Raw genomic sequence first — 16,529 nt, 5'->3', positions numbered from 1 at the left:
TGGTCCGAGCCACCTTGCCTGACATACCTAATTCATCGGTGCCATGCCGCAAGAAACGACTGATCTGTCTGCTCCATGTGTTCTGGGACCGCAAATCGACAAGGCCCGTTTCGGGTCGATCGCTGCGTGAGTCAAACCACCCGAGAACCGTCAGTTTGAGAGCGGCCAATGGCCTTGCGAGATGGGGCCAAGACCTTATTGCTGCTCCATTGCGTTTTCCCATTCGGTCAGGAAATTGCGCCTGTTCAGCGGATCGAGATACACCATCAGGGCAGGCCCGAGGCGGATCGGACCGAAACCCGAGCTTTCCAGGGGGCCCGAAAGGCTCAGCGGAGGCAATGGCCAGTCGCCGGGCAGATTGCGCATCCCCAGCGTGGAAAGCAGGTCGATCATCGCGCCCGCCGCTTGGGTTTCCTGTGCGGTGGCGGGGATCAGCACGGTGCGCAGCATGACGTTTGTGAAATCCTGCATTTGCAGGATTTGTGTCCGGCCGCGCTCATCTACCTCCAACCGGTCGGCGGCGTAGCTGCCCAGCACGTTGTAGGCCAGCGCGAGACGCCCCGTGCCGACATCGTCGATCATCTGAGCCGAGCAACAGTACAGCAGAGGTCGAAGCCGCCCCATGACCTCGTTCAGGCGCCAGAAAGCATCCGTGGCCCGGTCTTCCTGCGTTGCGAAGAGATAGCCCAGACCGCTGTCGCGCACATCGTAGGTGCCCACCGCGCCAGCGAAGCGGTCGGGATTGTCGCGCAGCAATCCAATCAGATCCTGACGGGTGGCAGGCAGATCAAGACCGGCAAAGCGATCCTTGTTGATGACCACAACTGCCGGTTCCGCGGTGATGGCAAAGATCAGATTGCGCCAGCGCGCCCAGTCGGGCAGCTCTGCCACCGCATCGGACCGGTAGGGCAGGGCAAACCCGTCATTGGCCAGCTGGAATTGCAGATCCATAGCCGAAGAAATCGCCAGATCGAATTGCGCGCCGTCACGGATCGCCCGATGCAGTTCGCTTGACGACACCACGGTGTAATCCACCGCGATGTCCGGCCGGATTGCCTGAAACCCCAGAACATAGGGTGCGAAAAGGTCAAGGTCGGTGGTCGACAACACCTTCAGCACGCGCTCACCGCTACCGGGGAAGAGCTGGTGTTCTTCGACCTCCAGCGCGCTGGCGACGCTGGCCGTCCAAAAGATCAGGCTGAAGGCAAGACCAAGCAAACGCATGCGCCGCTCCTTTCGCTGGTGTTGGATGAGGCAAGCTCGAGTCGGCCGCCATGCGCTGCCAGGACCTCGGCGACGATGGTCAGACCCAGCCCTGATCCGACGATGCCGCCAGTGTTCGCGCCGCGGCGGAACCGTTCGGTCAGACTGTCAAACGGTTCTTCGCCAAGCCCCGGTCCTTCGTCGCAGACCTCGAGCCGGGCTTCGTCGGCGGTGCAGGTGATACGGAGGATCACGTTTGTGTCTTCGGGCGAGTATTTTATGGCGTTGTCCACAACGTTGCGAATTGCGCTTTCGAGCAGGATCGCATCGCCTGCAATGGGTGCCGGTGCGCCGTCCAGTTGCAGGCGGATGTCGCGCATCGACGCTGTGGGTTCCATCGCGGCAAGCGTGTCTGCGGCCAGTTCGGCCAGGTCCAGCCGGTCCCGCGTCAGGTTTTCGGTTCGATAGGCAACCGTGGCATGATCCAGCAACTGCCCCGCCGAGCGGGAGCTTTCATCCACCGCGCGGATGATCCGCCGTAAGCGGTCCTTTTCGGTGTCGCCCTGTACCGTGCGCAACGCGATTTCCGCTTGTGCGCGCACGGTCGCGAGCGGTGTGCGAATGCGATGGGCGGCCTCGGCGATGAAATCCTCGGACCGGCGGATCGAGTTCCGCAACCGGTCCATCAACCGGTTCAGTGCCGACAGGAGCGGTACAAGTTCCGTCGGCGCGGCGCGTTGCACCGGACGCAGATCCGAAGGTCCGCGCCGCGACACGGCCGCCGCGATTTCATTCAGGGGTCGCAGCGACGTGGCCGCCACGATTGCCGATAGCGCCACCGCCACCGCAAAGAAGGCGACTGACAGGAATGCCGCGAGCTGCGACAGGTCCGAGGCGATGGCCCCGGCGCCATCGCGGGTCTGCGCAACGGTGACCGTGACCGGCGTTTGTCCGTCCCCCACAGAGATCACCCGCGTCGTCGCGGCCATGCGGATCGCGGCCCCGCGATAGTCCGAGGTATGGAACATCACCCGCCCTTGCCGCCCCGCTTCGAAGGACGGCAGATCGCCGTAGCCCGTCAGGGTTTGCTCGTTCGCCGTCACGCGGTAGAACACACGGTCTTCGCTGATCGCGCCGAGCATGGCAAAGGCGGCATAGGGCAGTTCCAGCCGCACTTCGCCCTGTTCGCTGCGCAAGGTTTCGGCAATCGTCGTGACCGAGGCCGCCAGCACGTTGTCTTGGGTGCGCTGAGTCGCCTCGCGCGCCAGCGCCGTCACCATGGCCCAACTGAGCACGGACAAGAGGGCCGCCACAACCGCCAGCAACAGCGTCAGGCGTCTGCCGATGGATCGGTGTCTAGTCATTTCCTCCGGTCTCTATCCGGTATCCCTGGCCACGCACGGTTTCGATCCGCAGGCCCATCGGGTCGATCCGACGCCGTAACCGACCGACATAAACCTCGATCGCGTTTTCTGTGACGGTGGTGTCATAGGAAAACAATCGGTCCATGAGATGCGACTTCGACAGGATCTGGCCGGGACTGCGGGCGAACACCTCCAACAGGCGGATTTCCCGACTGCGCAGTTCCAACGTGTCGTCACCGCGTCGCAAGGTTCCGGCAAGCAGATCGAACGAGACAGGCCCAAGCGCGATCTCGTTGCGCGCCGTGCCGCCCCGACGGCGCAGAACGGCGCGGCAGCGGGCCTCGAGTTCGGAAAAGTCGAAAGGTTTGGTGATGTAGTCATCCGCCCCCTGATCGAGCGCTCCGACGCGGTCCGAGACCTGGCTGCGGGCGGTCAGCACAATCACCGGAGTTTCAAGATGGGCGCGGTTGCGCGCCAGAAAATCGCGCCCGTCCCCGTCGGGAAGCATCACGTCCAGCAGGATCAGGTCATAGGTTGCACCGGCAAGACAGTCTTCGGCCCCGGTCAGAGTCGTCGCGTGATCGACGGCATGTCCGTCCAGCGCCAGTCGTTTGGTGACAGCTTCGGCAAGTTCGATGTTGTCCTCGACCAGAAGATAACGCACGCGACACCCCCCGCATCTCCGCACAATGACTGGCCCAGGACACTTGTCAGGGTTCTGTCAGCTTTTCGTGATTAAATGGATTTATGGGCGGCAGAGGACCGCCTGTCAAATGGGAGGAATACCAATGAACACCTATGGGTGGACCCGCCGTGCATTGATCGCAACGGCAATGACAAGTTTTGCAATGCTCGGAATGGCCAAGGCCGACGGACACCAGATGATGGAGTCCGTGCATTTCCTGATCCCCGGCGGTGCCGGTGGTGGTTGGGACGGCACGGCGCGCGGCACGGGTGAGGCGCTGATGAACGCTGGCCTTGTCGGCAATGCGACCTTCGAAAACCTGTCCGGCGGCGGCGGCGGTGTGGCCATTGCCAACCTGATCGAAAACGCGGCCAGCAGCGAAGGTACGTTGATGGTCAACTCCACGCCCATCGTGATCCGCGCCCTGACCGGCGAAATCTCGCAAAGCTTCCGTGACCTGACGATGGTCGCCGGAACCGTCGGAGACTATGCGGCGCTGGTCGTCCTCGCCGACAGCCCGATCACGTCGATGGAAGAGGCGCTGGCGCTGTACCGCGAAGATCCCGACGCCCTGACCATCGGTGGCGGTTCGGTTCCCGGTGGTATGGACCACCTTGTTGCCGCGATCATCATGCAAGGCGCGGGCGAAGATCCGACCGCCTTCAACTACATCGGCTATGACGCCGGCGGCGAAGCCATGGCCGGTCTCCTTTCGGGTGAGATCAAGGCGCTTTCCACAGGATTCTCGGAAGCGATCGCGTTGGCGTCCCAGGGCGAAGTCCGCATTCTGGGTGTCACCTCGCCCGAGCGTGTCCCGGCTTATGACGCCGCGCCCAGCTTCAAGGAAATGGGGATCGACGCACAATTCGTGAACTGGCGCGGGTTCTTTGCTGCCCCCGGCCTTCCAGAGGAAAAGCTGGCCGCCTATCAGGACATGTTGGCCAAGATGATGGAAACCCCTGAATGGGAAAAAGTCCGGGCCCGCATGGGACTGGTCAACATCTTCTATCCCGGTGACGAATTCACCAACTTCCTGGAGGCACAGGAAACCCAGATCGGCGATCTGATGCGTGAACTCGGGTTCCTTTGAGCCACGAAACTGTCGCCTCTGGTGGCATGACACTTCAAGACGGATGCCCCAATCTCGAAGGGGCATCCGCGCCAACTTTGAACTGAATTTCCTGGGGGAGGGACCACCGATGGCGCTTGATCGTTGGATTGCGCTGGCCTTTATCACGCTGTGCTGCGTCTATGGCTATGCCACATTTTTCACAATGGACGACCAGTTGCCGCCAATCCTGAGGCGCAATCCGGTCTGGCCATCGACATTCCCGAAAATCCTGACAATTCTGGGGCTGATCGTCGGTTTCATCATTCTGTTCGGTGCCAAGCGCGCGCCGGGAGAGACCAAGAAAGATGGGGCGATCGATCTGACCCGCCTCGGGGACTACAAGATTGGGCAGGCTTTGGCGCTGATCGCCCTGATGGTCGCCTATGCATTGATGCTGCGCCCCTTGGGATTTGTCGGGGCGACCGTCGGCTTTCTGCTGATCGGTTCTCTGATCCTTGGTGAGCGGCGTTTTCACATCCTGATTCCGGTTGCCGTGATCGCGGCAGGCTCGATCTGGTATCTGGTGCAAGAGGTGTTGGGAATCTTCCTGCGCCCCTGGCCCGGCATGTTCATGTAAGGAGCAGGAAGATGATTGAAGGTATCCTGATCGGACTGAGCACGGCCGTAACACCTTTCAACCTTGTCATGGTGGTGATGGGTTGCATCATCGGCACGTTGATCGGCATGTTGCCGGGACTTGGACCCATGTCGATCATTGCGATCATGATCCCGGTGGCCATCGGCATCGGTGATCCGACATCCGCGTTGATCCTGCTGTCCGGTGTCTATTACGGCGCGATTTTTGGAGGTTCCACCTCGTCCATCCTGCTGAATGCGCCGGGGGTCGCAGGCACGGTCGCCACCTCGTTCGATGGCTATCCGCTGGCCCGCAAGGGGCAGGCGGGCAAGGCGCTGACCATTGCCGCCATCGCCAGTTTCGCGGGCGGCACAATCGGCGCGATCCTCTTGATGGTGTTCGCGCCCGCCCTGTCCACCGTGGCACTACTGTTCCATTCGGCCGAGTATTTCGCGCTGATGGTCGTGGGGCTGTCGGCCATCGCCGCGTTTGCCGGCACGGGACAGGTCGCCAAGGCGCTGATGATGACGATCCTCGGGCTGATGCTGGGCACTGTCGGGGAAGGGGCGCTGTCGAACACACCGCGTTTCACCTTTGGTTTGATGGATCTGCAATCCGGGTTTTCGTTCATCACGCTGGCCATGGCGATGTTCGCCCTTCCAGAAGCGTTGTTTCTGGTCATGAACCCCGCCCGCGCCGCCACAGACGATGGCGGCAAGATCAGCGGGCTGCGGATTTCGCGCTCCGAGGCGCGTAGCATCGCGCCGGTGATCGGGCGTCAATCCATTCAGGGCTTCTTCATCGGGGTGCTGCCGGGTGCCGGGGCGACGATCGCATCCTTCCTGGGCTATGCGGTGGAACGCAACATCGCCAAAGGGGCCGAACAGGCAGAATTCGGCAAGGGGTCGATCAAGGGCATTGCCGCGCCCGAATCTGCCAACAACGCTGCCTGTACGGGGTCTTTCGTGCCGCTGCTGACGCTGGGCATTCCGGGCTCGGGAACCACCGCGATCCTGCTCGGCGCGTTGTTGGCACTGAACGTCACACCGGGGCCGCGGCTGATGGTAGATGAACCGGATGTGTTCTGGGCCGTGATCATTTCCATGTATATCGGCAATCTGGTGTTGCTGGTTCTGAACCTGCCGTTGATCCCGTATATCGCGAAGATCCTGACCATTCCGCGCACCTTCCTGATTCCCTTCATCCTGTTTTTCACGTTGATGGGCAGTTATCTGGGGCAGAACAATTCCACCGAACTGCTGATCCTGGTGGGCTTTGGCGTGATCGCGACGATCCTGCGGTTTGCGGATTATCCGCTGGCACCGCTGTTGATCGGGTTCATCCTTGGCGTGATGCTCGAGAACAACTTTGCCCGGGCGATGCAGCTGTATGGCGGCTTTGATTTCGTGCTGGAACGCCCAATGACACTGGGGCTGCTGGGGCTGGCGGTCTTGCTGGTGGTCCTGCCGAGCTTCCGTGCCTACCGCGCGCGCAAGCGGGCCGAGGGTGTTGCCGATGGTGACTGACGGCGAGGCGGCACGAAGGCCCCTTTCCAAGATCCGTGTGCTTGACCTGACCAATGTTCTTGCCGGTCCTTTCGCCTGTCATCAACTTGCCCATCTGGGTGCAGAGGTGATCAAGGTCGAAGCGGTCGGCAAGGGCGATCTGGCCCGCAATCTTGGCGCTGATCCGGACCTGTCGGCGCGTGGCATGGGGATCAGCTTTCTGGCGCAGAATGCCGGAAAGAAGTCGCTTGCGCTGAACCTCAAGGACCCGCGCGGCAAGGCTGCATTCCAGCGCCTTGTCAGGACGGCGGATGTGGTGGTCGAAAACTTCCGTCCCGGCGTCATGGACCGGCTCGGCCTTGGGTACGAGACGCTGAAGGCAGAAAATGCCGGGCTGATCTACTGCGCGATCTCTGGCTTCGGGCAGGACGGTCCCTGGGCGGACCGACCCGCCTATGATCAGATCATCCAGGGGCTGTCAGGTGTGATGTCCATCACTGGCGATGCCCAAAGCGCGCCCTTGCGCGTGGGCTATCCAATTGGCGATACAGTTGGCGGATTGACCGCCGCAATGATGATCTGCGCCGCGCTGAACGCGCCGACGCGTGGCGGGTTCATCGACGTCTCGATGTTGGAGTCCGTGCTGGCGACCATGGGTTGGATTGTGTCCAACCACCTGATCGGTGGGGTGGACCCTGTGCCACTTGGCAACGAGAATCCCACATCGGCACCATCCGGCGCGTTTCAATGTGCCGACGGACTGATGAATATTGCCGCGAACAAAGACGAACAGTGGGAAATTCTGGCCACCCATCTGGGGCGGGTTGACCTTCTCGAGATGCCCGCTTTCGCCACGCGTGAAGATCGCAAACGCAACCGGCTGCGCCTCAAGGCCGAACTGGAAACCGTGCTGACAACCCGCCCGGCGGAAGATTGGGCGCGGGAATTGAACGCGGCCGGTGTACCGTCGGGGGCCGTGATGCGCGTGCCGGACATCCTTGCGCATCCACAGGTGGCAGGTCGCGCGTTTCTGACGCGGTTCGAAGACGTGCCGGGCGTTGGCCGTGCGATTGACGTGGCCCGCATCGGCGCAATGATCGACGGGGGCCGTCCAGCCGTGACAACGCCGCCACCGGAACTTGGTGCCGACAGCGAGGACATCCTGCGTGATCTGGGCTATTCCGGCGAAGACATCGCGCAGTTGCGAGCGGAGGGCGTGATTTGAACGACGGGCATGACGTTGCCGATTGGTGGCGAACAAAAATCATCGACATGGAACCGGGCCGCATTCACCTGCGCGGTCACCCCGTACAGGATTTGATCGGGAGAACCGGCTTTGCCCAGATGATCTGGCTGATGGTGACCGGTGAGACCATCGAGGGTGCGCGCGCCGCGCTGTTCGAGGCGGCCTTGGTGGCAGCCGTGGATCACGGTCCGCAAGCCCCTTCGATCGCCGCTGCGCGCATGGCCGCGACCTGCGGGGTTGGGTTGCAATCGGCAATGGCCACCGGGCTGAACATGCTTGGCAATGTGCATGGCGGAGCAGGAGAGCAGGCGGTCGCGCTGTATCACGGCGTCGCGAATGCCGGACCCGAAGCGTTGGCTGACACGCTCGACACCTGGCAGGCCGAACATGGTCGCTATCTGCCGGGGTTCGGGCACCGCTTTCACACACCTGCCGATCCCCGCGCTTTGCGCCTTCTGGAACTGGTGGACGATGCCACCGCAACCGGCGCCGTGTCCGGCACATATGCCGCAGCAGCCCGCGCCATCGAAGCCCATCTGGCAGCGAAACGCGGTGCGCCGGTGCCGATGAACATTGATGGAGCCACGGCGGTAATCTATGCTGAACTGGATTGCCCGGCACCTTTGGCGCGGGGCTTTTTTTGCCTGTCGCGCTCTGTCGGGCTGCTGGCACATTCGTGGGAACAGATGCAGCAGGGCGGGCGCAACAAGGGGCCGACGCCGCCAGCCTATCTTTGGACCTATGATGGGGAATAAGCGCGCCTGGGTCGAGGCGCTTGGAACGCTGGCGGTCGGTGCAGCGGGTGCGGCGCTGTTCTGGCTGATCGGCTTTCCGGCGGCGGTGCTGACCGGACCAGCGGCTGCTGTGTCCGTGGCGACAATCCTTGGCATGCCGACGATGATCCCGCCACTTCTGCGCGACGGGGTGTTTCTGCTGATCGGAATCACAATCGGAAGCACCGTGACACCAGAGGTGATCGACACCGCAATGGCATGGCCCTTGTCGCTGTTTGTGCTTGGCACCACGCTTCTTGTGGCGCTGATGCTGGGCAAGACCGTCCTGATGCGCGGTTTCGGCTTTGACAGGATGACTGCGCTCATGTCGGCCGCGCCCGGACACCTGAGTTATGTTCTAAGCATCTCTGCGGACATCGCCGCTGATGTTCGGCAGGTCGCCTTGGTGCAGTCCGTTCGGGTGCTTCTTCTGACCCTCCTGGTGCCGGTTCTGGTCTCGTTCTGGGGGGTTGCGGGGACGTCGCGGCTTGTCGATCACGGCACGATTGCACCCTTGGCACTTGCCATGACCTTTCCGGTGGCGATTGCCGCAGGGCTTCTGTTCAAGCGCTTGCAGGTGCCGGCACCACTTTTGATCGGGGCAATGCTTGTCTCGAGCGTCGGTCATGGGACCAGCGTCACGCCCGGAGCAATTCCGTCATGGCTCACGGTTGCGGCGTTTGTCTGTATGGGGTCATTGATCGGCACGCGGTTCCGCGGGTTTGGCAAACGCGAACTTGCCAGCGCCCTGTCTGCGGGTGTTGTCCTGACCTTGATGGTCTGCGCCGTTGCGGCTGTTGGAGCGATTGTTGCAGCGCGGATCACCGGCTTGCCGCCGGCTGCGCTCCTGCTGGCGTTTGCTCCGGGCGGGGTCGAGATCATGGCTGCGCTTGCCGTGGAAACGGGTTTGGAGCCTGCCTTCGTTGCAGGACATCACGTTTTTCGGCTGCTTGTTCTTGGGATATTGATCCCAATGTTTGTGATGCGTCACCGGTCACTTTGACGACACCGGCGCTGCTCAAATCCGGTGGCTGACCATCTTGCATCAACAGCCACACAGCGCGATTGGCGCGACGGCCTCGTACGCAGGACGCGAAAGCCGCCGACCAACCGTACGGTCTATGGTGCTGCAATGACGCTTTGACGCTGCGTGCCAAGCCCTTCGATGGCCAGCGTCATTTCATCCCCCGGTTTGAGGAAAACCGGGGGGTTCAGACCCATGCCGACACCCGGAGGTGTCCCGGTTGCAATGACGTCACCCGGATGCAGGGTCATGAACTGTGACAGATGCGCGATCACGGTTGCGACTGAAAAATGCATGGTCCGGGTCGATCCGTCCTGCATGGTCTTGCCGTTCACGGTCAGCGTCATGGCAAGGTCCTGCGGGTCGGCGATGGCATCGCGCGTCACCAGCCAAGGGCCCAGCGGGCCGAAAGTGTCTGCGGATTTGCCTTTGACCCATTGGCCCGAGCGGTGCAGCTGAAAATCGCGCTCACTGACATCATTGACGATGCAATACCCGGCAACGTGGTTCAGTGCGTCTGCTTCGGTCACATATTTCGCGGTGGTCCCGATCACGACACCAAGTTCGACCTCCCAGTCGGTCTTGTTCGATCCGCGCGGGATATGCACAGGATCGTTGGGCCCCGAGATGCAGGACGTGGCCTTGAAGAACACAATCGGTTCTTCGGGCAGCGCCATGTTGGCTTCGGCCGCGTGGTCCGCAAAATTGAGGCCAATGCCGATCAGTTTGCCGACATTGCCGACACAGGGCCCGATCCGGGATGTTGAATCGACAATCGGCAAGGTGTCCGGGTCAATTGCGCGCAGTCGCTCCAGAACGGCATCGGACAGGTCGGCACCGGCGATATCATCGACATGGGCGGACAGATCGCGGATCGTGCCACCATCATCCAGCAATCCGGGCTTTTCTGTTCCGGTCTCTCCAAAACGCAGCAATTTCATTATTTCCCCCTCCGAAATGATGCGCCCGTAATGAGCCAGCGGCATGGCAGAAGTCCAGCCCCAAGTCCCGGTTCGGGGCGTGATCACACCCGGTTTGGCACGGTTTGTCGACCCGAATCGTAATGTGATCTCAACACGGCAGAAGACGCCCGTCGGCGACAGTTCGCCGGAAATCGAGACCGGGAACGGCCCTGAAGCACCTCATATGCCACAACTTTCTGACTTTGTCGCAAAGGCTATGGTTTCCGTCTTGCGATGTCCTGCGTATACTCGGTCGCAAGAACACAGTTCAAAGTTGTGTTCGACCAAGGGGATGCGAGGCTATGATAAGGTCTGAGTTGATTCAAAAAATTGCCGACGACAATCCGCATTTGTACCAGCGCGATGTTGAACGTATTGTGAACACCATTTTTGAAGAAATCATCGACGCCATGGCGCGGGGTGATCGGGTGGAGCTTCGCGGCTTCGGTGCGTTCTCGGTCAAACGGCGTGAGGCGCGTGTGGGACGCAATCCCCGCACGGGTGAGGCGGTCGAGGTCGAGGAAAAACATGTGCCGTTCTTCAAGACCGGCAAGCTGCTGCGAGACAGATTAAACGGGAAGTAAAAACTGATGCGATACATTCGCTATGCATTTCTTGCGGTTCTGGCCATCGTGCTGGTGTCCGTGGCTTTGGCAAACCGTGGCATGGTCATGCTTCAGCTGTTGCCATCGGGCATGGCCGATCTGACAGGAATGAACCGGTCGGTCGAACTGCCCCTGTTCATCGTGATCTTTGGCGGGATCATCGCCGGACTGTTGATTGGCTTTGTCTGGGAATGGCTGCGTGAACACAAGCATCGTGCGGCGGCAGCCCAACGTCAGGCCGAGGTCAAGAAGCTTGAACGCGAACTGCGTCGCACCAAGGCGGAGCGGGACAAGGACAAGGACGAGGTTCTGGCACTTCTTGACGAGGCCAGTTAGACCCGTTCCATGACCCCCGGAATTCGCACAAAAATCTGCGGGCTGACCCGGCCCGAGGACGTAGCTGCCTGCGCCGAGGCGGGCGCGGCCTATATCGGCCTGAACTTCTTTCCCAAAAGCCCTCGTTTCGTATCGTTCGACGTGGCCCGAAACCTGGCCGTCGAGGCCCCGATCGGTCTTGCCAAGGTTGGTCTGGTGGTGAATGCGGATGATGCCTTTCTCGACGACCTGATGGCACAGGTGCCGCTGGACTTTATCCAGTTGCATGGCGGCGAGAGCCCGGCGCGCGTGACAGAGGTTCGGGTGCGCTATGGCTTGCCGGTGATAAAGGCGGTGGGCGTGGCGGATTCCGAAGACGTGGCGGCGCTGGACCTCTATGCCGAAGTGGCGGACCAGATCCTGGTCGATGCGAAACCACCCAAGACCGCGGTTCTGCCGGGTGGCAATGGCGTGACATTTGACTGGCGGTTGATCTCTGCACGGCGCTGGTCGGTTCCGTGGATGCTGGCAGGCGGGTTGACGCCCGAGAACGTGGCACAAGCGATTGCCCTCACTGGTGCCAAGCAGGTCGATGTGTCCTCGGGGGTCGAAGCATCGCCGGGGATCAAGGACTCCGGTCTGATCCGGTCATTTGTCGAGGCGACGCGCAGTCCGGTGATGCGGTAGCGGACGCGTCTACAGGTCCGGGAGTATCTATTGACGGAAAATCGGGCTCTGTCCCCGGCCTTCGGCCTTCGCCAAGATATTCTTGAACCTGAGAAGATCCGGGATCAGTGTCCCGAACCGACAGCCTCTGCAACATTTGCGTATCCATCGCGCTTGAGCAGGGCATCGAGTCCGGTTGCGATTTCCGGGACCAGCCCAAGGCCTCTATACGTCAGGGCCGAGTAAAGCTGGATCGCAGATGCACCTGCCTTGATCTTGGCATAGGCGTCCTTGGCCGAAGCGATGCCGCCGACGCCGATGATCGGAAGTTTACCTTGGGTCGCGCGGTAAAGCTGCGCCAGGACGCGGGTGGATGTCTCGAACAATGGCGCGCCCGACAGACCACCCTTTTCCTGCGCATGCACCGACAGGAGGCCATCGCGGTTCTGTGTGGTGGTGTTGGTGGCGATCAACCCGTCGATGCCACAGGTCAATGCGACCTCGGCAATGTCGGTGATTTCGGTCTCGCTCAGGTCAGGCGCGATCTTGAGGAAAATCGGAATCGGGCGTTCGAGGCTTTTATTGGTGTCCATCACCCCGGAGAGCAGGGCCGACAGCGCCGCCTTGCCCTGAAGGTCGCGCAGTTTTTCGGTGTTGGGCGAACTGACGTTGACGGTGGCAAAGTCGAGATGCGGGGCGCATGTGGCCAGCACCGTTGCGAAGTCACCCGCGCGGTTGTCGCTGTCCTTGTTGGCACCAAGGTTGAGACCGATGATCGCGTCACGCGGGCGGTCTTTCAGCCTCGAGGCGATGGTCGTCATGCCGTCATTGTTGAACCCGAAGCGATTGATCACGGCGCGATCTTCGCTCAGGCGAAAAAGCCGGGGTTTGGGATTGCCGCGTTGCGGCCTTGGGGTTGCGGCGCCGACCTCGATAAAGCCGAACCCTGCGCGGGACAGGGGTCTTAGGGCAGTTGCGTTCTTGTCAAACCCGGCGGCAAGGCCCACGGGGTTGGCCAGCGTCAGACCGGCCAGCGATGTACGCAAGCGTGTGCTGGTGACCGTGCCGGTGGTTGGAGACAGGCCCAGTTGCAAGGCCCGTAGCGCCAGACCATGGGCCGTTTCGGGATCGAACCGGTGCAGCAGGCGCAGACCGGCCTGTTCAAGGGCGCTCATGCAAGGTCGTCCGGAAAGATGTGGCCCGTGTCGCCCAAAGGCAGCGGTTTCGCCCAGACCATGTCGGCAAGGCGCAAGGGGCCATAGAGATGCGGAAAGAGCGCGCCTCCGCGGGACGGTTCCCAGCGCAGATCGCCGATCATGGCGGCCTCGTCATAGGCCAGCAACATCAGGCCGTCGATGCCCGCGAAATGCTTGGCGGCGGTCTCGGCGGCCTGCGTGGCGGTCGAGAAATGCACATAGCCATCGGCCCCGTCGATCGGGGCACCGACGGTTTCGCCACTGGCCTGCAACGCGGCCCATTCGTCAGAGCGGAGGATTTTGTAGATCATGCCCGCGATGTGCCGCTTGCGCGCCGCCGCGTCAAGCCATGTCATCTGCCTGTTGAAGGGGCGCGTTAGAGGCAAAATTGCGGGGGCCCTTGCGTAAGTTTTGACTCCCCCCGCGTGGCGATGCACGATTGCGCCATAAACGATAACACGACGACAGAGAGGACTCACATGTCATATCGACTACTCAGCAGCGCCGCAGCCCTGGCGCTGACAGCAGGGGTGGCTCAGGCGGATTATTCCCTGACCATCCTGCACACCAACGATTTCCACGCCCGGTTCGAGCCGATCAGCGCCTATGATTCCGGTTGTTCCGCCGAGGATAACACCGCCGGCGAATGCTTTGGTGGTTCAGCGCGTCTGATGACTGCCATCGGGGACGCCAAGGCCCGCACCAACAACCACATCCTTGTGGATGGCGGCGACCAGTTCCAGGGCACGCTGTTCTACACCTATTACAAGGGCATGCTGGCGGCCGAGATGATGAACCAGATGGGCTATGACGCGATGACCGTGGGCAACCACGAATTCGACGATGGCCCCGAGGTTCTGCGCGGCTTTGTTGATTCGGTGCAATTCCCTGTTCTGATGTCGAATGCCGATATCTCGGGGGAGGCGCAGCTGGCCGACGCGATCCAGAAATCTGTGATCATCGAACGTGGCGGCGAAAAGCTGGGTCTGATCGGCCTGACACCGCAGGACACACCCGAACTGGCCAGCCCCGGTCCAAACGTGATCTTCACCGATCCGGTGGGTGCCGTGCAGCAAGAGGTGGATCGCCTGACCGAGGAAGGTGTGAACAAGATCATCGTGCTCAGCCATTCGGGCTACAACACCGACATTCGCGTGGCCGAGAACACCACCGGGGTCGATGTGATTGTCGGCGGCCACTCCAACACCCTTTTGGGGGACATGGATGGCGCAGCCGGCAGCTATCCGACAATGGTCGGCAGCACCGCCATCGTGCAGGCCTATGCCTATGGCAAGTTCCTGGGCGAGTTGAACGTGACCTTCGACGACGAGGGCAACGTGACCGAAGCCGCCGGTGCGCCATTGATCATGGATGCTGCCGTGGCCGAGGACGAAGCGACCAAGGCGCGGATCACCGAAGCGGCGGCACCGCTTGACGAGATCCGCAACAAGGTTGTGGCCTCGACCGCCGAAGCGATCGAAGGCAACCGCGATGTTTGCCGGGTGATGGAATGCTCGATGGGCAATCTGGTGGCCGATGCCATGCTCGAACGTGTCAAGGATCAGGGCATCGACGTCGCGCTGGCCAACAGTGGCGGTCTGCGCGCCTCGATCGACGCGGGTGACGTGACGATGGGCGAAGTGCTGACCGTGCTGCCGTTCCAGAACACGCTGTCCACTTTCCAGATCACCGGCGAAACGCTTGTCGCTGCGCTTGAGAACGCCGTGAGCCAGGTTGCTGACGGCTCTGGCCGGTTCCTTCAGGTGGCGGGCATGAGCTTTACCGCCGATCTGAGCAAGGAGCCGGGAAGCCGTGTCTCTGACCTGATGGTTGGTGGTGCGCCAATCGAGATGGACAAGGTTTATGGCGCGGTGTCCAACAACTTTGTGCGCAATGGCGGCGACGGATTCGCGATGTTCGTCAATGCGGACAACGCCTATGACTTCGGCCCCGATCTGGCGGATGTGACGGCTGAATACCTTGCGGAAAACGCGCCGTACCAGCCTTACACGGATGGCCGGATCACCGTGAACCAGTAACCGTCGCGCCGGTCGGACAGTCCTGTCCGATCTGTGGATGAGTTGAGCATGATTGAAAGGTCGGGCAGAAGTGTCCGGCCTTTTTACGCTCAATGAGGTGTTTCGCAGAGGCCGTGATCGGAGAGCGAGGTCAACACATAACAGTCACCGGATATGCCGTCGCCGGAACATCCCTGCGTGATGCGTTCAAGTTCTTGTTCCAGAGCACGCAATCTGGAGATCTTTCTGGACACGTCGGCCAGTTGGGTTCGGGCAATCACATTCGCTTCGGCACAGCTTCTGTCGGGATGGTCTTGCAGGTCGATCAGCGACTTGATCGCGTCGATTGAAAACCCGAGATCGCGGGCATGTTTGATAAAGCCCAGACGATCCAGCCCTATTCTGTCATAGCGCCTTTGATTGCCACCGGTTCGGCCCGCTGAAGGCATCAGCCCGATCTCTTCATAATAGCGGATCGTCGGCACCTTGACGCCGGTTTGTTGCGAAAGCTGACCAATGGACAACATCGAAAATACCTCTTGAACCTCTAGCCACTAGAGGGACTACATCATCATCTGACCAAATTCAACGAGGACAAGATGGCAGGATGTTGTGGCTCTGAAGCCAGATTCGACGGGGTGTCGGCAGATTACCGTCGGCGATTGTGGATTGTCATTGCGCTGAACGCCGTGATGTTTGTGGTCGAGATGACCGCCGGGCAAGTCGCGCGGTCGCAGGCGTTGCAGGCGGATGCGCTGGATTTTCTGGGGGACGCGCTCACCTATGGGATCTCGCTTGCGGTGATCGGCGCATCGGTGCGTGTCCGCACGATGGCGGCACTGGCAAAGGGGCTCAGCCTGTTTGCGATGGGGGTGTTCGTGTTCGGATCGACGGTCTACCGGGTGTTTTACGCCGGTGTTCCCGAAGCCGAGATCATGGGGGTGATCGGTGTTCTGGCCCTTGTCACCAACCTTGTCAGCGTGATGCTTCTGGTGCGCTACAAGGATGGGGATGCCAATGTCCGGTCGGTCTGGCTTTGTTCGCGCAATGACGCGATCGGCAATCTGGCCGTGATGGTTGCGGCGCTTGGCGTCTGGGGAACAGCGTCGGGTTGGCCCGACCTTGTGGTGGCTGCAATCATGGCAGGGCTTTTCCTGTCTTCGGCATGGCAGATCACGCGGCAAGCCTTGCAGGAACGGGCCGAAGAGGCGCGTGATCCGTCGCATGCCTGACATTGCAGCAATGGGTTGTTGCCTCCGTCCGGTGCGGTAGATTGGTG

18 protein-coding genes are annotated in these 16,529 nt (G+C 61.2%); 11 read left to right on the top strand and 7 right to left on the bottom strand.

Annotation, left to right across the window (positions count from 1 at the left end):
- Positions 1–195 precede the first annotated feature (195 nt).
- Genes ACTIEN_RS06450 through ACTIEN_RS06440 form a run of 3 tightly spaced genes read right to left on the bottom strand, consistent with a single transcriptional unit; the run spans position 196 to position 3,231 of the window.
- Positions 196–1,224, bottom strand: coding sequence for an ABC transporter substrate-binding protein (locus ACTIEN_RS06450; RefSeq protein ID WP_439522295.1), 1,029 nt, complete (start codon positions 1,222–1,224; stop codon positions 196–198).
- Positions 1,194–2,567 (bottom strand): sensor histidine kinase N-terminal domain-containing protein, encoded by a 1,374-nt coding sequence (locus ACTIEN_RS06445; protein WP_439522294.1) that lies wholly within the window; start codon positions 2,565–2,567, stop codon positions 1,194–1,196. Before ACTIEN_RS06445 ends, ACTIEN_RS06450 begins: the two co-directional genes overlap by 31 nt.
- Positions 2,560–3,231, bottom strand: a complete 672-nt coding sequence (locus ACTIEN_RS06440; protein ID WP_439522293.1) for a response regulator transcription factor — start codon at positions 3,229–3,231, stop codon at positions 2,560–2,562. Before ACTIEN_RS06440 ends, ACTIEN_RS06445 begins: the two co-directional genes overlap by 8 nt.
- A gap of 124 nt (positions 3,232–3,355) precedes the next feature.
- On the opposite strand from ACTIEN_RS06440, the gene ACTIEN_RS06435 reads away from it, so the two are divergent.
- The 6 genes from ACTIEN_RS06435 to ACTIEN_RS06410 all read left to right on the top strand — a co-directional run bounded on the left by ACTIEN_RS06435 (position 3,356) and on the right by ACTIEN_RS06410 (position 9,467).
- Positions 3,356–4,342 (top strand): tripartite tricarboxylate transporter substrate binding protein, encoded by a 987-nt coding sequence (locus tag ACTIEN_RS06435; protein ID WP_439522292.1) that lies wholly within the window; start codon positions 3,356–3,358, stop codon positions 4,340–4,342.
- Positions 4,343–4,451: 109 nt separating this feature from the next.
- Positions 4,452–4,940 carry a tripartite tricarboxylate transporter TctB family protein gene (locus ACTIEN_RS06430; RefSeq protein WP_439522291.1) on the top strand — a complete coding sequence of 163 codons (489 nt, stop codon included), beginning with the start codon at positions 4,452–4,454 and terminating at the stop codon, positions 4,938–4,940.
- An 11-nt stretch (positions 4,941–4,951) separates the two neighbouring features.
- The gene (locus ACTIEN_RS06425; protein ID WP_439522290.1) at positions 4,952–6,466 is read left to right on the top strand and encodes a tripartite tricarboxylate transporter permease; all 1,515 of its coding nucleotides are present in this window, start codon (positions 4,952–4,954) and stop codon (positions 6,464–6,466) included.
- Positions 6,456–7,670 (top strand): CaiB/BaiF CoA transferase family protein, encoded by a 1,215-nt coding sequence (locus ACTIEN_RS06420; protein ID WP_439522289.1) that lies wholly within the window; start codon positions 6,456–6,458, stop codon positions 7,668–7,670. The genes ACTIEN_RS06425 and ACTIEN_RS06420 overlap by 11 nt, the downstream gene beginning before the upstream one ends.
- Positions 7,671–7,717: 47 nt before the next feature.
- Entirely contained in the window at positions 7,718–8,446 is a 729-nt protein-coding gene (locus ACTIEN_RS06415) for a citryl-CoA lyase (protein ID WP_439522323.1), read from the top strand.
- Positions 8,436–9,467, top strand: a complete 1,032-nt coding sequence (locus ACTIEN_RS06410) for an AbrB family transcriptional regulator (RefSeq protein ID WP_439522288.1) — start codon at positions 8,436–8,438, stop codon at positions 9,465–9,467. Before ACTIEN_RS06415 ends, ACTIEN_RS06410 begins: the two co-directional genes overlap by 11 nt.
- 116 nt (positions 9,468–9,583) lie before the next feature.
- Here the strand turns inward: ACTIEN_RS06410 and ACTIEN_RS06405 are convergent, their stop codons facing one another.
- Entirely contained in the window at positions 9,584–10,429 is an 846-nt protein-coding gene (locus ACTIEN_RS06405) for a fumarylacetoacetate hydrolase family protein (protein ID WP_439522287.1), read from the bottom strand.
- Between the two features lie 323 nt (positions 10,430–10,752).
- On the opposite strand from ACTIEN_RS06405, the gene ihfB reads away from it, so the two are divergent.
- From ihfB to ACTIEN_RS06390, 3 genes are read left to right on the top strand one after another with little or no spacing between them, the layout of a single operon-like run.
- A complete protein-coding gene (gene ihfB / locus ACTIEN_RS06400; RefSeq protein WP_439522286.1) occupies positions 10,753–11,034 on the top strand; it encodes an integration host factor subunit beta in 282 nt (93 codons plus the stop codon).
- Positions 11,035–11,040: 6 nt separating this feature from the next.
- Positions 11,041–11,391: a lipopolysaccharide assembly protein LapA domain-containing protein gene (locus tag ACTIEN_RS06395; RefSeq protein WP_439522285.1), complete on the top strand. Its 351-nt coding sequence runs from the start codon at positions 11,041–11,043 to the stop codon at positions 11,389–11,391.
- Positions 11,392–11,400: 9 nt separating this feature from the next.
- Entirely contained in the window at positions 11,401–12,057 is a 657-nt protein-coding gene (locus tag ACTIEN_RS06390) for a phosphoribosylanthranilate isomerase (RefSeq protein ID WP_439522284.1), read from the top strand.
- 104 nt (positions 12,058–12,161) lie between these two features.
- On the opposite strand, the gene ACTIEN_RS06385 is transcribed toward ACTIEN_RS06390, so the two are convergent.
- Entirely contained in the window at positions 12,162–13,211 is a 1,050-nt protein-coding gene (locus tag ACTIEN_RS06385) for a quinone-dependent dihydroorotate dehydrogenase (protein WP_439522283.1), read from the bottom strand.
- Entirely contained in the window at positions 13,208–13,588 is a 381-nt protein-coding gene (locus ACTIEN_RS06380; protein ID WP_439522282.1) for a DUF952 domain-containing protein, read from the bottom strand. The genes ACTIEN_RS06385 and ACTIEN_RS06380 overlap by 4 nt, the downstream gene beginning before the upstream one ends.
- Positions 13,589–13,711: 123 nt before the next feature.
- Here ACTIEN_RS06380 and ACTIEN_RS06375 point away from each other — a divergent pair, with 123 nt between their 5' ends.
- Complete coding sequence (locus ACTIEN_RS06375) at positions 13,712–15,271, top strand: bifunctional metallophosphatase/5'-nucleotidase (protein WP_439522281.1); 1,560 nt, start codon at positions 13,712–13,714, stop codon at positions 15,269–15,271.
- An 89-nt stretch (positions 15,272–15,360) separates the two neighbouring features.
- Here the strand turns inward: ACTIEN_RS06375 and ACTIEN_RS06370 are convergent, their stop codons facing one another.
- Positions 15,361–15,777: a MerR family transcriptional regulator gene (locus ACTIEN_RS06370; protein ID WP_439522280.1), complete on the bottom strand. Its 417-nt coding sequence runs from the start codon at positions 15,775–15,777 to the stop codon at positions 15,361–15,363.
- Between the two features lie 72 nt (positions 15,778–15,849).
- On the opposite strand from ACTIEN_RS06370, the gene ACTIEN_RS06365 reads away from it, so the two are divergent.
- Complete coding sequence (locus ACTIEN_RS06365; protein WP_439522279.1) at positions 15,850–16,482, top strand: cation diffusion facilitator family transporter; 633 nt, start codon at positions 15,850–15,852, stop codon at positions 16,480–16,482.
- Positions 16,483–16,529: the final 47 nt, after the last annotated feature.

Source organism: Marivita sp., from assembly GCF_051859345.1.
Lineage (GTDB): Bacteria > Pseudomonadota > Alphaproteobacteria > Rhodobacterales > Rhodobacteraceae > Marivita.
This window is presented reverse-complemented; position numbering and strand designations above follow the sequence as displayed.

Bases quoted from the DNA above. Each gene is read 5' to 3' on its own strand.
- ACTIEN_RS06450 (WP_439522295.1), bottom strand. From the start codon at position 1,224: ATGCGTTTGCTTGGTCTTGCCTTCAGCCTGATCTTTTGGACGGCCAGC.
- ACTIEN_RS06445 (WP_439522294.1), bottom strand. From the start codon at position 2,567: ATGACTAGACACCGATCCATCGGCAGACGCCTGACGCTGTTGCTGGCG.
- ACTIEN_RS06435 (WP_439522292.1), top strand. From the start codon at position 3,356: ATGAACACCTATGGGTGGACCCGCCGTGCATTGATCGCAACGGCAATG.
- ACTIEN_RS06430 (WP_439522291.1), top strand. From the start codon at position 4,452: ATGGCGCTTGATCGTTGGATTGCGCTGGCCTTTATCACGCTGTGCTGC.
- ACTIEN_RS06425 (WP_439522290.1), top strand. From the start codon at position 4,952: ATGATTGAAGGTATCCTGATCGGACTGAGCACGGCCGTAACACCTTTC.
- ACTIEN_RS06420 (WP_439522289.1), top strand. From the start codon at position 6,456: ATGGTGACTGACGGCGAGGCGGCACGAAGGCCCCTTTCCAAGATCCGT.
- ACTIEN_RS06415 (WP_439522323.1), top strand. From the start codon at position 7,718: ATGGAACCGGGCCGCATTCACCTGCGCGGTCACCCCGTACAGGATTTG.
- ACTIEN_RS06410 (WP_439522288.1), top strand. From the start codon at position 8,436: ATGGGGAATAAGCGCGCCTGGGTCGAGGCGCTTGGAACGCTGGCGGTC.
- ACTIEN_RS06405 (WP_439522287.1), bottom strand. From the start codon at position 10,429: ATGAAATTGCTGCGTTTTGGAGAGACCGGAACAGAAAAGCCCGGATTG.
- ihfB (WP_439522286.1), top strand. From the start codon at position 10,753: ATGATAAGGTCTGAGTTGATTCAAAAAATTGCCGACGACAATCCGCAT.
- ACTIEN_RS06395 (WP_439522285.1), top strand. From the start codon at position 11,041: ATGCGATACATTCGCTATGCATTTCTTGCGGTTCTGGCCATCGTGCTG.
- ACTIEN_RS06390 (WP_439522284.1), top strand. From the start codon at position 11,401: ATGACCCCCGGAATTCGCACAAAAATCTGCGGGCTGACCCGGCCCGAG.
- ACTIEN_RS06385 (WP_439522283.1), bottom strand. From the start codon at position 13,211: ATGAGCGCCCTTGAACAGGCCGGTCTGCGCCTGCTGCACCGGTTCGAT.
- ACTIEN_RS06380 (WP_439522282.1), bottom strand. From the start codon at position 13,588: ATGACATGGCTTGACGCGGCGGCGCGCAAGCGGCACATCGCGGGCATG.
- ACTIEN_RS06375 (WP_439522281.1), top strand. From the start codon at position 13,712: ATGTCATATCGACTACTCAGCAGCGCCGCAGCCCTGGCGCTGACAGCA.
- ACTIEN_RS06370 (WP_439522280.1), bottom strand. From the start codon at position 15,777: ATGTTGTCCATTGGTCAGCTTTCGCAACAAACCGGCGTCAAGGTGCCG.
- ACTIEN_RS06365 (WP_439522279.1), top strand. From the start codon at position 15,850: ATGGCAGGATGTTGTGGCTCTGAAGCCAGATTCGACGGGGTGTCGGCA.